This is a genomic window from Alkalibacillus filiformis, from assembly GCF_030814115.1.
Lineage (GTDB): Bacteria > Bacillota > Bacilli > Bacillales > Alkalibacillaceae > Alkalibacillus > Alkalibacillus filiformis.
On the sequence record NZ_JAUSUP010000001.1, the window covers coordinates 533,465 to 546,869 of the forward strand.

12 protein-coding genes are annotated in these 13,405 nt (G+C 36.1%); 3 read left to right on the top strand and 9 right to left on the bottom strand.

Translation table 11 applies throughout. From position 1 onward, the window contains the following. Positions 1 to 19: 19 nt before the first annotated feature. Both J2R98_RS02925 and J2R98_RS02930 read right to left on the bottom strand, forming a co-directional pair. A complete protein-coding gene (locus tag J2R98_RS02925) occupies positions 20 to 2,062 on the bottom strand; it encodes a penicillin-binding transpeptidase domain-containing protein (protein WP_307065953.1) in 2,043 nt (680 codons plus the stop codon). 89 nt (positions 2,063 to 2,151) lie between these two features. After that, positions 2,152 to 2,481, bottom strand: a complete 330-nt coding sequence (locus tag J2R98_RS02930; protein ID WP_307065955.1) for an SCP2 sterol-binding domain-containing protein — start codon at positions 2,479 to 2,481, stop codon at positions 2,152 to 2,154. 122 nt (positions 2,482 to 2,603) lie between these two features. On the opposite strand from J2R98_RS02930, the gene J2R98_RS02935 reads away from it, so the two are divergent. Together J2R98_RS02935 and msrA (J2R98_RS02940) are read left to right on the top strand one after the other, a co-directional pair. Beyond that, positions 2,604 to 2,750: a lmo0937 family membrane protein gene (locus J2R98_RS02935; protein ID WP_307065957.1), complete on the top strand. Its 147-nt coding sequence runs from the start codon at positions 2,604 to 2,606 to the stop codon at positions 2,748 to 2,750. Positions 2,751 to 2,849: 99 nt separating this feature from the next. Continuing rightward, positions 2,850 to 3,374: a peptide-methionine (S)-S-oxide reductase MsrA gene (gene msrA / locus J2R98_RS02940; RefSeq protein WP_307065960.1), complete on the top strand. Its 525-nt coding sequence runs from the start codon at positions 2,850 to 2,852 to the stop codon at positions 3,372 to 3,374. A 43-nt stretch (positions 3,375 to 3,417) separates the two neighbouring features. Here the strand turns inward: msrA (J2R98_RS02940) and J2R98_RS02945 are convergent, their stop codons facing one another. The 4 genes from J2R98_RS02945 to J2R98_RS02960 form a co-directional block, all read right to left on the bottom strand. Continuing rightward, complete coding sequence (locus J2R98_RS02945) at positions 3,418 to 5,400, bottom strand: S9 family peptidase (protein WP_307065962.1); 1,983 nt, start codon at positions 5,398 to 5,400, stop codon at positions 3,418 to 3,420. Between the two features lie 123 nt (positions 5,401 to 5,523). Further along, on the bottom strand, positions 5,524 to 9,087 hold the full coding sequence (locus J2R98_RS02950; RefSeq protein WP_307065963.1) for a dynamin family protein: 3,564 nt from the start codon (positions 9,085 to 9,087) through the stop codon (positions 5,524 to 5,526). A gap of 12 nt (positions 9,088 to 9,099) precedes the next feature. After that, positions 9,100 to 10,161: a GGDEF domain-containing protein gene (locus J2R98_RS02955; RefSeq protein ID WP_307065965.1), complete on the bottom strand. Its 1,062-nt coding sequence runs from the start codon at positions 10,159 to 10,161 to the stop codon at positions 9,100 to 9,102. Between the two features lie 115 nt (positions 10,162 to 10,276). Then, positions 10,277 to 10,513: a ferredoxin family protein gene (locus J2R98_RS02960; RefSeq protein ID WP_307065967.1), complete on the bottom strand. Its 237-nt coding sequence runs from the start codon at positions 10,511 to 10,513 to the stop codon at positions 10,277 to 10,279. 166 nt (positions 10,514 to 10,679) lie between these two features. Between J2R98_RS02960 and J2R98_RS02965 the strand changes: the two genes are divergently transcribed. Further along, a complete protein-coding gene (locus J2R98_RS02965) occupies positions 10,680 to 11,579 on the top strand; it encodes a M14 family metallopeptidase (RefSeq protein ID WP_307065969.1) in 900 nt (299 codons plus the stop codon). A gap of 38 nt (positions 11,580 to 11,617) precedes the next feature. Here J2R98_RS02965 and J2R98_RS02970 read toward each other — a convergent pair whose 3' ends face one another. The 3 genes from J2R98_RS02970 to vrrA are packed head-to-tail and all read right to left on the bottom strand — an operon-like array spanning position 11,618 to position 13,397. After that, the gene (locus J2R98_RS02970) at positions 11,618 to 11,821 is read right to left on the bottom strand and encodes a DUF6501 family protein (RefSeq protein ID WP_307065970.1); all 204 of its coding nucleotides are present in this window, start codon (positions 11,819 to 11,821) and stop codon (positions 11,618 to 11,620) included. Between the two features lie 46 nt (positions 11,822 to 11,867). Continuing rightward, a complete protein-coding gene (msrA, locus tag J2R98_RS02975) occupies positions 11,868 to 12,821 on the bottom strand; it encodes a peptide-methionine (S)-S-oxide reductase MsrA (protein ID WP_307065972.1) in 954 nt (317 codons plus the stop codon). A gap of 21 nt (positions 12,822 to 12,842) precedes the next feature. Further along, positions 12,843 to 13,397, bottom strand: coding sequence for a VrrA/YqfQ family protein (vrrA, locus tag J2R98_RS02980; protein WP_307065974.1), 555 nt, complete (start codon positions 13,395 to 13,397; stop codon positions 12,843 to 12,845). Between the last annotated feature and the right edge of the window lie 8 nt (positions 13,398 to 13,405).

A 13,405-nucleotide genomic window follows, 5' to 3' on the forward strand; every position in this document is an offset into this window, starting at 1 on the left:
CATCACTCCCGCTTCTTTATTATTCTATTGATTCAAAGAATTCCTTACTTAACTCGACTGTATAGCCGCTTCCGCCTGAGTCTTCAACATTTTCAATCATTAAACTTAATAGCATGTTTGGGTTTGCTTGGTCATAAGAAACGAAAATACCGTTTTGTGCACCATCTTCATCATCATGGCTTGCTTTTAGCTCGGCAGTTCCTGTCTTCCCTGCCATCTCTCTTCCATCAATATTAATATCTGTTGCCGTTCCTTCAGCGACAACATTTCTTAATGCTTCTTGTAAAATGGCGTTTTCTTCTTCTTCAATAATCGATTCAAACCATACTTCCTCTGATTCATCTAATAATAAGCGAGGTTCCATGTAAACACCGTCATTGGCTACACCAGAATATAGTGTGGCTAAGTGAGTATTGTTAATTAATACTTCACCTTGACCGAACGACGAATCTGCAATTTTGCCTTCTGAACCAAAGCTTCCAGAGTTTGAAATTTGTGAAGTCGTTACTGGATAAGCGAAAGGTAAAGATTCGCCAAATCCTAAAGTTTCTAAACCATCTTTAAACGCTTCTCCTCCAATGTCTAAACCTAACATTGCAAAGTAAATATTATCAGAGTGCTTCATAGCAACGTCTAGATCAACTTCAGTATGTTGGTCACTAACACGTGTGACGTGGTAATCATCCCAACTATCCTTCTGCCATTGCAGACCTTCAATTTCTTTGACTTCATCAGAATCTAATTCACCTGTTTGAAAGCCAACAATCGATGTAAATAATTTCATTGTTGATCCTGGTGAGTATGTTGAAGAGAAACGGTTGATCGTCGGTAAATTTTCATCACTCATTAACTCTTCATATTGTGAATTGGTCATTCCTAAGACGAACTGGTTCGGATCAAACGTAGGGAAACTTAATAAGCTCAATATATCCCCTGAAGCTGGATCCATAACTGTTGCTGTACCTGCATCACCATCAACTATTCGGAACAGCTGTTCTTGCACTTCCATATCAATTGTTAATTGAACATCTTCACCATCTTGCGCTTCTTGTTCAGTAACCGTATAAGTAGAACCATCTTGTTTATTAATGTAAATTTCAGCCCCATTTTGGCCTCTTAACTTAGATTCAAACAATTGTTCTAATCCACGCTTACCGACACGGTCTGATGAAGTATAACCCCCATCTTCTAACTCTTCCAACTCTTCAGCGGAGATTGGCGCAATATAACCTGTTAAGTGAGCAGCTGCCTCAGCAAAAGGATAAACACGATCTTCAACAACTCGTGTTGTGACTCCGCTAATAGCAGTCGATTCTGAGACCATCTCGTCATCCGTTAACTGTATGTTTCTGACCGGAACAAAATGCTCTGGTTGTACCCAACTTTGATTAATTTTATTTTCTATATATTCTTCTGTAAGATTTAAAGAGTCAGCTAATGTACTTAAGTCTGATTCATCGAAATTTTGTGGCGTAATACCGACTTCATAGACCTCGCCAGTCGTAGCTAAAGCAAGATCATTACGGTCTAGTATATCGCCTCGCTTAGCAGTCAACGTACTGTAACTTACCTCTTCATTCTGCTCAAGGTTTGGTAGAATAAACTCTGGTTGCCATTGGACTAACCAACGTTCATCACCTTCTCCTTCATTATTCTCGTTCTCAATTAAAGTTTTCTCTAAACTAACATCTAATTCATAATCAACAGTACCAGCTAATGTGTCAAATGACACTTCAAGTGGTAATGTATAGGTTTCTAATTCTTCTAACTCGTCGACCTCTTCCTCATCTAAATCTTCTCTTAAGATTTGTAATGAAAGGTTGTTTATATTTAATGCATCGTATAAATGATTGTAACGTTCTACGAAATCTTCATGTGAAAACGTTTCACGACTTTGTTCGGTAATGTGGTTGTCATAAAGATCCTCAAACTGTTCACTTTCCCAAAGTGATATGTAATTAGACAACTCATCATATGGTGTAATGACTTCTTCATCGTCATCACCAAAACAACCGACTAAAAGAAACGTTAAGCCAAGTAATAAAACAATTAACTTTTTCACTTAATACTCCCCCTTTCTATACTAATTATATAATAATTTCTTCCAAAAATTAAATCTCCGAACTTGATCCGGAGATTTTTAAAGTTATTTTATCGATAATGATTAAGTACGTTTTGTAATTTCAGGGCGTAAGTTAGATCACCTTTTGCCTTAATTTTACCCATCATAAATGCTGACGTCGCATTTAAAGAGCCATCTAACAACTTTTCAAAATTACTTGCACTCATCCTTAATAGACAATCTGCATCATCTAGCAATGACTCTGATAGTTCAACTTGTTCAGGTGATACTTTCACACCCCATGCCATGTTGTCTTCATCTGTTATGTCAAACGAATAAGTAGCATTTAGCCCGTTTAATCCACTAGCATCTTCATTCATTTTCGTAACTAGAGTATTTAACTTTTCTTCAATTGCCATATAAACTCCCCCTATATATTTCTAATATTATTTTACCAAAAAAGTATTGCAATTGAAGGAATTTTTTAAAAATTAGTTTTAAAATATAGTGCGCGGGAAATATATGACTAAGAGGTGATTACATGCTTTGGACAATTATATCGATTATATTAATCATTTGGTTAATAGGTTTAGTCCTTGAAATTGCTGGTGGTCTTATTCATTTATTACTCGTTATAGCTGGTATTATTTTTATTTACCAATTGCTTACCGGAAAACGAAGCTTATAACGGCTAACAACACGTTAGTCGTTATTTTAATATCGTTTACTTCCCAAAAAGATTGGCGATTGCTATAATCGATTACAGTAATAAAGGAGTTGATAAACGATGAGTCAATTAAAGCGAGCAACTTTTGCTGGTGGTTGCTTCTGGTGTATGGTAAAACCTTTTGATCAATGGGATGGTGTTCATAGTGTCGTATCAGGCTATACAGGTGGCCATGTTGACCAACCGACATATGAACAAGTTAAGCAAGGGACATCAGGTCATTATGAAGCGGTTGAAATTACATATGATCCAAGCAAAATGTCTTATGAAACAATATTAGAATTATATTGGCAACAAATTGACCCGACTGACCCAGATGGCCAATTTCATGACCGAGGACCACAATATCGTACAGCGATTTTCTACCACGATGATGAACAAAAATTACTCGCTGAACAAAGTAAACAACAGTTAAAAGCATCTGGAAAGTTTAAAGATCCTATTGTAACTGAAATCTTACCTGCTGCAACGTTCTACTCAGCAGAAGAGTACCACCAAGATTTCTACCGTAAAAATCCTAATGAATATAAAGAAGACCGTGAAAAGTCAGGTCGCGATGAATTTATCGATCAACACTGGTCATAAGGAAAGCCCCAGTTTAGTTACGTTCTAAACTGGGGCATAAATATTATTTCAAGTAACGATCGAACCATCCAACAATATGATTCAACCTTTCAATTCTTAAGTTCGGTTTACCTGTGCGTGATAAATTATGATCTGACTCTGGAAAGCGGACAAACTCTGTTTCTTTCTTTTGATATTTTAAGGCGATATATAGCTGCTCTGCTTGTTCAATTGGGCAGCGGAAATCAAGCTCATTATGAATTATTTTAAGTGGTGTTTCAATTTGATCTACATAAGCAATTGGTGAATGCTTCCACATTTTATCAAGGTCACTAAAGTCTGCCTTGATTTGCCAATCGTTAAAGTAATAACCAATATCACTTACACCACGGAAACTGATCCAATTGGAAATACTTCGCTGAGTGACAGCTGCTTTGAAGCGGTTGGTATGTCCTACAATCCAGTTCGTCATAAACCCGCCATAACTACCACCAGTAACACCTAGACGATTTTCATCAATCCAGTCGTATTCATTTAAAACGTAATCCACACCATTCATAATGTCTAAATAGTCTCCGTTACCGTAATCACCACGTACAGCATCAACAAACTCTTGACCATAACTATGACTTCCACGTGGATTTACATATAATACAGCATAACCACTTGCTGCTAAATACTGCATTTCATGAAAGAACGAATTGCCGTAAAACGCATGCGGTCCACCATGAATATTTACAACCATTGGATACTTTTGACTGTCTTCAAACCCAGCCGGTTTCATAAACCAACCGTACACTTTCCAATCATCTTTACTTTTATAGCTAATTGGTTCTGGCTCAACTAGTTCAACCTCTTCCATAAATGACTCGTTGAACTGAGTTAATTGTTTAAGATTGCCATTCGTTAACTCAAGTTCATATAGTTCACTTGGGTTTGTTGGTTTACTAATTGTTAGTAACGCTTTTTGTTCAGTTGGATTAATATCAAAACCAAAAACGTGTAAACGCTCATTGATCGCTGGATACAAACTGCCGTCAACGTGACCGTAATATAAGAGTACATTTCCTTGATTTGATACTGGAAGATAAAATTCCTCATTACTTGTCCAAATAACAGGCTTTAAAACCGGTTGTTGTTGTGTATCTGCAACGATAAAGTCACCAACTGGTGCATCAAAACCTTCTGTAAGACAAGCTGTTACCCCAGAAGAGATGTGATAAGCGTACAACTCTGCGTGTGTCGCATTTTCATACGTTCGCCCCATATGAGCAAACAGAAGATGTTCACCATTTGGCGATACTGTAAAACCTGATGCATATCCCTCTTCAGTAAACAGCTTTAAGTCTGTCTTAGACTTTAAATTGTAAATGTATGATTCATGGTTAAAGTTAAAATCTTGATCGTTCGAATCGTCTGTCGAATAAATAATTTGAGAATCATTAACCCACGTCTGGAAAATGAAATTTTGTTCACCTTGTTTAATTGTCTCAACTTCTTCATGCTCAATGTTAAACAATTTAATGACTTGGTACTTTTCCTCAACCACTCCTGCACCATCTGCTTTATATTTCATTCGATTAATCACAGTTGGCGTAGGTAAATCATCGTCTTTTTTCTCTTCATCGTCATCTTGTTTGTTTAAATCATCTTTTTTAATAGGCGTTTGAAGCATAATGCGTTTACCATCAGGAGAAAACTCTGCACGGTTCACACCGGCCTCTTCATCTGTTAGCTTCTGTGCTTCACCGCCGAAGCGTGCGATCTTGTAAAGTTGATTTTTATCCTCTCGATTAGATAAGAAAATAATAGAGTTCCCGTCTGGTGACCAACGGGGATTAGATACTTTACCTTCTCCAAATGTCCATTGGTTTACTTCGTTCATCTCAACGTCTAAGTGAAATAAGTTTGAGACGTATTTGTTTTCTTTCTCGTTAAGTTCAGTTTTGATAAATAGAGCTTCTGAATAATCCGGCGAATACCTCGGATCTGATACTGAACTAATGTTAAAGAGATCTTCTGCTTTTATGTTACGTTTAGTTGCCATCGTCTCCCCCTAAATACATTACTTTTATGGTGCTAGTTCTTTATATCTTTAGTAACCTAGCATTTATACTTATCATAAAATAATTTGTTAGAATTGTCGAATTAAATTGAAAATAAGCGGGGTTTAAGTATTCGACAATGTTTGTTTTACTTGTTTAAGTTTAGCTTTCTGCGATTCATCTTGATAGATTGATTGTTTAGATGCAATCATTGACTCAACATGACTAAGATAAACTTCAATTTGTTGATGTTGATATGATTCGAACTGCTTATTGTAATGTGTTTTAAAGACTTGTTCAAACTGTTGTACAACTTTTCCTAAATATTGATCAATTTGCTCTTCTAGTTGACTAAACAACTCTTTAATTCGATTTTGTTCAAAGAAGTCTTTCTTATTCTTATAGATCGAAACGAGTTCCTTAAGACCGATCTCATCACTTAAGTTAGTTAACTCAGGCATTTCCACTGGATCAACGACTTGTTCTTCAAAATATATTTGGTCAAACTCACTAGCTTGTTTAACATCATTATTTATATCTTGAATTAACGTATTAGCAGCTGAATTAAAATGATAATCTAACAAAATATTAGTTGAATGAAATTCTTTGCTTAACTTTTGCTGTACTTCAATAAATAGTTGTTTGATTGCTGTCTTTAACTCTTCTTGTCCCTTACGACCGTTTTGAGTAATTGTTGCTGGATTAATCGTATCTTTCATTAAGTCAATTAATTGGATATTCGTACGTTCGCGAACGTAGTGGATCAGCTCATCAACTTGTTGATGAACTTGTTGTACGTATATTGTTGGTTCAATTGAGTTCAATCGCTTACGGAGTTGTGCTAAGTCGTCTTTATATTGATTAATTAGACGGTCTTGTTCTTCTTGGTTTTGATTGATTTCATAAACTGTTTTCTCAACAAACGACGTTAACGTATCAATTTCTGCTTGTAAGTTATGAGCGATCATAACTTTAGCATCATGTTCGATAAAGTGATTAAATCGATTGAAAAATGCAAGTGCTGCCTCATCACTTTCTTTTAACGCTGGTTGTTCGACCAACTGCTTACTAGATATTGGGTACGTTTGTGGATTTCGAATACCGTATTGCTGTAATTGTTCTTGTAAATACGAAACAACCATTTGCAGTTCATTGTCATTTTGCGCTAAATCAGCAGCATTTAACACGAAGAACATCTTGTCCATTGTAAATGCGCCTTTAACACGGCCTAATTGTTTCAAAAATTCACGGTCTGCTCGTGCAAAAGCATGGTTGTAATAATTGACATATACTAAAACGTCTGAATGTTTCACGTAATGCATCGATACGTTCGTATGTCTAGCATGAATTGAATCTGCTCCAGGCGTATCAACTAATGTAACGCCAGAGCGAGTTAATTCACAATCGTAATAAATAACAATTTCATCTACGAAGCACGAAAGTCTTTCAACTGTTACATACTGCCTGAAATGGTGTAAGTCAACCTGTTTTTGTTCACCTAATAATGGCTCACACTCATTTAAGCCAGTACTAAAAGCTTCGATAAATGAAGCATCCGTTTTGGAAAGTTGGTCTGTTAGTTTCTTATTGTTTTTATTAATAAACTTACTTAAAGCCGTTAATGAACGAAATGGTTCATCTGTAAACGGCGCTAAAATTTGATTTACTTGGTCAACGATTGCTTGCTCAGTTTTAAATGTGACAACGACATCTTCATGATTGAACTGTTCATTGATCGGAGCAATCTTATTAATGGCAGCTGTTGTTGGATTTGGTGAAACCGGTAATACGTTAGCACCAATCCATGCATTTGCAAATGATGACTTTCCTGCACTGAACGCTCCAAACAGTGCAACTGTATAAGTCATATTTTGTATTTGTTGTTGCTTTTGTTCGACTTGAACTCTATATTGATCAAGGATTGGGACATTAACAGTTTCTGCTAAAATTTCCTCAGCTCGATCAGTCGTCTCTGTAACAGACAACGTGTAGCTGGAACTTACATCTTCTTCACCTTGTCGTTCCTCTTCTACTTCATTAACTTTAGTCAACATTTCTTCCACGTTTACTTCATGACGTTGTTCGACTTTTGTCTGTAAAGCTTTCTCTACTTGTTCATCAGTTAGATCCTCACTTAATAAATTGCCCTTCATCGACGATTCAAACTGCTTCATTTCTTTAGAGCTTTCGTGAGATTGCTGAGACTGATTCAATTGGTCTTCTAAGTCATTTAACTGCGCCTTCAATGGTGGCAACTGTTCTTCAATCAACGGTTGTAACGATTTATAAATGTCATTTAAGTCACTCGTTAAACGGTGCTTAACGTCGTTTGAAATCGATTTTTGTAGTGATTTTGTAAACAATAATACGTAATCGCCATTAACTTCAGCTGATGGATTTACATTATCGAGCAACACTTGTTCAGTTACGACGAACTCAAACTGTTGTAGTTGTTGCTTTAAGTCGTGGTCTTGAACATTGTGCTCATCTAAGATCGAAACTAAAAACTCTCTCACATGCCAATTGACTTGTGTTTTCACGCGTTCATTTAAGTCAGTTAAAAATTGATTAAGGCGACGCTCTTTCTCTTCTAGAGTTTTCTTTTTAGAAAATAATCCGCCAACCTTAAATTTTGGCTGTACAGATTCTAAATAGTCTTTAGCAAGCTCACGCATTTCAAAGGTCATTAAATAAGCCTCATCAACAATTTTACTCACTGACTTCATGTATGATGCGTTAAATTGTTGGTTGTCTTTATTTAATACTTCTACGCGATCTTTAATTTTGTAATACTCTTCTTCTATCCGTTTTAGCTCTTCTTTTGAAGTATGTTCTGTATAACTGCCGTACTTCTTTTCAGCGATGACTTCAATTAAGCTTTTGAGTTCCGTTTTAACACGTTCTTCAACTATTTCTTCTTTACGATCGATAATAGTTTGTAAATGCTGCTGTAAGTCATTCAATTGATTATGTGGATGTTGTTCGTCCATTAATGAAGTGAACAATGTTAACTGAGGTGATAAGTTCCAGTTCTCACAACTATCTTCTAACGCACGCTTATACTCATCCATCGTAATTTCGTCTTCATTATGCTTATCGACTTGGTTAACGACAATCATATAAGGGATTGATTTCTTCTCAAGCTGTTGTAAAAATTGAAAATTGACCTCTGACTGAACGTGGTTATAGTCAACAACATAAATAAAATAGTCAATTAGATGTACACGAGATAATGTACGGTCAAACTCTTCATCATCTGCCGAATCAATTCCTGGTGTATCCATTAAAGCTGTATTTTCAATAGCCGGTAATGGTTTTTGAATCGTAATCGAATCGACTTCTTGACCATTACGAGACAATTGTTGAATTTGGTTAATATTAATTTCTGATTCATGCGCAAACTGCTGATCTTTAAAATGATAAATGACTTTAATGGGACCATTGTTAATCTCTACTATATTGGCACTTGTTGGGATTGGACTAGAAGGTAATAAATCCTCTCCAACAATTGCATTAATCATCGAAGATTTCCCAGCAGAAAAGTGGCCTGTAAAGCCAATAATTGATGACTTCTCTGACCACTTTTCATAAAGTTCGATTAACTTCTTCTTTTCATTTTCTAAACCAAGTTGTTGCATTTCCTTATAAATTAAATCAAAGTTAAAATCTTGTTTAACAATCGTTGTCATTTTACAATTCCCCTAGCTTTTAATTGCTTGCTTAAATGTTTCATCAAATACAGCTTTGTTTTTCCCCGATGCCTTTGCTTGATGTAGACAACGGTCAACACGTCTTAATAGTTCATCGCGATCATCTGATTCCTTCAATGAGCCAACACCATAACTTATTGTGATATATTCATCACTTAAGTCGTCAATCATTTGTACATGTTCTGCGAAATAGTTGTTCCATCTTTCGATATTCTGCTCGATCTTATGACGCTTTTGGTCAAACAAAATAATCGTGAATTCATCACCATTATACCGGAAATTGTAGCCTTCTCGAGGCTCAATCCAAAAGTCTAACGTACTTCCTAAAATAGCTAACACACGGTCACCCGTTTCATAACCGTACGTGTCATTCAACTGTTTAAAGTGATCTATATTTAATTTAATGAGCGTGAACTCTTTATCTTTTTCCACAAGTTTCGTTAACGTATTTTGAAAAGAGCGGTGGTTATAAAGCCCTGATACATAATCTTTCATTGCTTCTTCTTTATAATTGATATGATCAATCGATGCGGCTTGTTTTCTTGAAGATAACAAATAAGCAAACACACCGACTAAACCAATGAAGATAGTGTGAGCACCATATAATAGCAAGTAAGTACTTATAAATAATTGCTCAAAATAGTACGCAATAAAAGAATAGCTTCCTACAGCTAATAATGTCGCTAGTAACATCCCTTTAAAGTGCCAAACTAATGCTGCATGCATAAGCCAGACAAAATAAAGAGGCATAAACAAACTACCGACTCCACCTGTGAAGTAAACTAACGATGATATAAAAAGGTAATCAAATACCACTCCAGCTTGAACGAATCGTAATTTAGCTTTTGTATAAGTATTTAACTTCCATAAAGCGATTTGGATAGCTAAACTATACAAAGCTCCAAAGCCAATTATGTAGAGTAACTCCTGCATCGTTAAATTGAATACTAACGACTCTGGTAATGTGAAATATAAAGCCATCACAGCTACGATTGTTAACCACCTTGTGACCGAAAATATTTGCGCTATATAATCATCCTTTTTGTTGAGCATGTCCCATTCCCCTATATATAGTGCGCCCATCTAAATATGAACGGACTAATTTTTGTAATTAATCGTTGCAAAAAAGAGGCTGAATACTTATATCCAGCCTCTTGTGATGTATTCGTTATTCTTGGAAAAACTTCCTATTAATTTCAATATACTCGTTCTCTTCTTCTGGAAGCTCGTCCTCATGATAAATAGCCTCTACTGGGCATACCGCTTCACATGCTCCACAATCGATACAAATATCTGGATCTATATAGAACATGTCTTTACCTTCTTCAATACAGTCAACCGGGCATACATCTACACACTCTGCAGCTTTCTCGTCCTTACAAGGTGATGAAATAATAAATGCCAAGGTAATCCCTCCTATAATAATAATGTTTACTGATATAATATCATTTATTTCGCAGAATAACCACGTGTATGTAGAAATTCTACCCATCATTATAATGACTTTTCATAATTTGTGCAAATTCACCATTCCTAAATCATACAATTAGGATGTAAGGGGGACGACTTTCATGAGACATAATCGAATCATACATGATGAACGTTTGTATACATTTAGACAGTTTGAAGAAGACTTGTTCACTCTTCAAGCGACTTACCCTCAATTTGCCCTAAACACGATTGGCCATTCAATTATGGGAAGACCGATATATGAAGTTGTCATTGGAAATGGCGACCAACATATTCATATAAATGGCTCTTTTCACGCTCACGAATCCATTACAACTAATGTCATTATGCGATTCATTAATGACTATTTACATGCCTTATCAACAAATGAACCAATTCGAGGCCACAATATGCATCACTATTTTAATGAAATTACTTTAAGCATCGTGCCAATGGTAAATCCTGACGGTGTCGATTTGTTAAATAATGGCCTGCCTGAAAATGAACGATTTCGTGAACTAGTTTTAGACATCAATAATCAAAGTACGAATTTCGATCAATGGAAAGCTAATATAAGAGGTGTTGATTTAAACAATCAATTCCCTGCCAATTGGGAGTTAGAGCAGCAGAGAAAACCAAAACAACCATCTCCACGTGATTTTCCTGGGTATGGACCACTAACTGAACCAGAAGCTTTGGCAATCTATGATTTAACTTTAATAAAAGGCTTTGATCGTGTCCTTGCCCTTCACACACAAGGAGAAATCATTTTTTGGGGTTACGAAGGCCTAGAACCACCTATTTCCCGCGACATCGCTCAAGAATACAGTCGTGTTAGTGGTTATCGTCCAATACAATACGTTGATAGCCATGCAGGGTATAAAGACTGGTTTATTCAAGATTTTAGAAGACCAGGTTTTACATTAGAATTAGGTCAAGGAGTTAACCCGTTACCTATTACGGATTTAGACGAAATGTATGAAGAAACACTTGGCATCTTTTTAGCGAATATATATGTGTAAGAAAAGAGGCATTCATTAGTCGAATGCCCCTTTTACACTTAAATCTCTTCAAAGTATTCTTTATAAAATCCGCCCATTTTACCTGAATCATCAATAACAAAATAAAATTCTTCTGATTCATTTTTAACATCATAAGTCTTCCCTGTCGTTAAGACGTTTTGGACAGTAAACTTTTTAGCATCTACGTGAACACATTTAATTTGTTTTATTGTTTTGTTATTCTCCCACGTTTTATGGATCATCTTAACACCTTCCTAAAATAATTAATCAAACGTTTGATTAAATTTTTCATTCAAATAATTGTTGATATTTTCTATAACCTTCTTTTTCTAATTCCTCTTTTGGAATAAACTTAAGTGCTGCTGAATTAATGCAGTAACGCATACCACCTTGATCAGTCGGACCATCATCAAACAGATGCCCTAAGTGAGAATCAGCATACTGACTCCTTACTTCGATTCGACGCATACCGTGTGATGTATCCAGATCTTCTTCTAACGGTGCAATTGGCTTTGTAAAGCTTGGCCAACCGCATCCTGCATCATATTTATCTTGGGAAGAAAACAGTGGTTCTCCACTTACTATATCGACATATATTCCTTCCCCTTCATGATCCCAATATTCATTTTTAAAAGGAGGTTCAGTTGCATCTTCCTGAGTTACTTTGTATTGCATTTCAGAAAGGTTTTGGCGTAAAGCTTCTACATCTTTATCTTTGGACCAATGATCTTTAATAAACCCTTGTCTTCCAGAGCCTTTTTTATAAAGCTTATAGTGAAATGGGTTTTTCTTATAATAATCTTGGTGGCCTTTTTCTGCTGGATAAAATGTAGTAGCCTCTCTAATCTCAACTACTATTGGATTGTTAAATTTACCACTCTCTTCCAGCGACTGTTTAGACTGCTCAGCTAATTGCTTTTGCTGTTCATTGTGATAAAAAATTGCTGGCTTGTACGATTCACCGCGATCATTAAACTGACCACCTGCATCTGTCGGGTCAATTTGTTGCCAAAACAGTTCTAGTAGCTGGTCATATGGAAAAACGTCCTCGTCATATGTGATTTGGACAGCCTCCAAATGACCAGTCGTATTAGAACACACTTCTTCGTATGTCGGATTAGTTGTATGTCCACCTGTATACCCAGATACAACTTCATAAATTCCTGGTCGACGGTCAAATGGTTCAACCATACACCAGAAGCACCCTCCAGCAAATGTAGCTTGACTTAATTTCGTACTCATCGAATCACTCCTATGAGACATCTAAATGTATAATTTAGGTTGAGGTAAGCCTTTCGGATGATGTTTTGATTTAGGTGGATGACTTTTTTTAACTTCTGTTTTAAATGGCTCTTGCACATGATCATCTTCGAGCATTTTTAACAGTTGTTTTTCGTCTAATTTTCCGTCTACACCCTTATAATCTTTCGTTTCTTCATCAAATTTTTCATCATCAACCTTTTGCTCTTTACCTTCATCCTCTTCCATCATTAATTTTACCATATCAATGAACATCGGTGCATTCTTTATAAGTGGACCATACTGTTTCCATATCGGTAACACTTGTTGGACCATACCTAAACCTTTTTGAATATGGTTTAACGTCTCATGAAAATTGTGATATTTAGACGCCGTCATTGGGAAAGGAACATGTGGTGTGTGAAAAGGAGCCGCTTTTCCACCTGGTCCTTTTAGTTTCGCTACCAACTGCTGAACGATGTTGGGTTGTTGAAAACCTTGATGCCTTGTTGGCGGGTGAAAACCATGTTGTGGTGGTTGATGATGTCTGTAATCTTGATGGTGCCGTACAGGATACATACTTATTC

Coding starts and splice junctions, on each gene's coding strand:
- J2R98_RS02965 (WP_307065969.1), top strand. CDS start 10,680: ATGAGACATAATCGAATCATACATGATGAACGTTTGTATACATTTAGA.
- vrrA (WP_307065974.1), bottom strand. CDS start 13,397: ATGTATCCTGTACGGCACCATCAAGATTACAGACATCATCAACCACCA.
- J2R98_RS02935 (WP_307065957.1), top strand. CDS start 2,604: ATGCTTTGGACAATTATATCGATTATATTAATCATTTGGTTAATAGGT.
- msrA (WP_307065960.1), top strand. CDS start 2,850: ATGAGTCAATTAAAGCGAGCAACTTTTGCTGGTGGTTGCTTCTGGTGT.
- J2R98_RS02950 (WP_307065963.1), bottom strand. CDS start 9,087: ATGACAACGATTGTTAAACAAGATTTTAACTTTGATTTAATTTATAAG.
- J2R98_RS02970 (WP_307065970.1), bottom strand. CDS start 11,821: ATGATCCATAAAACGTGGGAGAATAACAAAACAATAAAACAAATTAAA.
- J2R98_RS02955 (WP_307065965.1), bottom strand. CDS start 10,161: ATGCTCAACAAAAAGGATGATTATATAGCGCAAATATTTTCGGTCACA.
- J2R98_RS02945 (WP_307065962.1), bottom strand. CDS start 5,400: ATGGCAACTAAACGTAACATAAAAGCAGAAGATCTCTTTAACATTAGT.
- msrA (WP_307065972.1), bottom strand. CDS start 12,821: ATGAGTACGAAATTAAGTCAAGCTACATTTGCTGGAGGGTGCTTCTGG.
- J2R98_RS02930 (WP_307065955.1), bottom strand. CDS start 2,481: ATGGCAATTGAAGAAAAGTTAAATACTCTAGTTACGAAAATGAATGAA.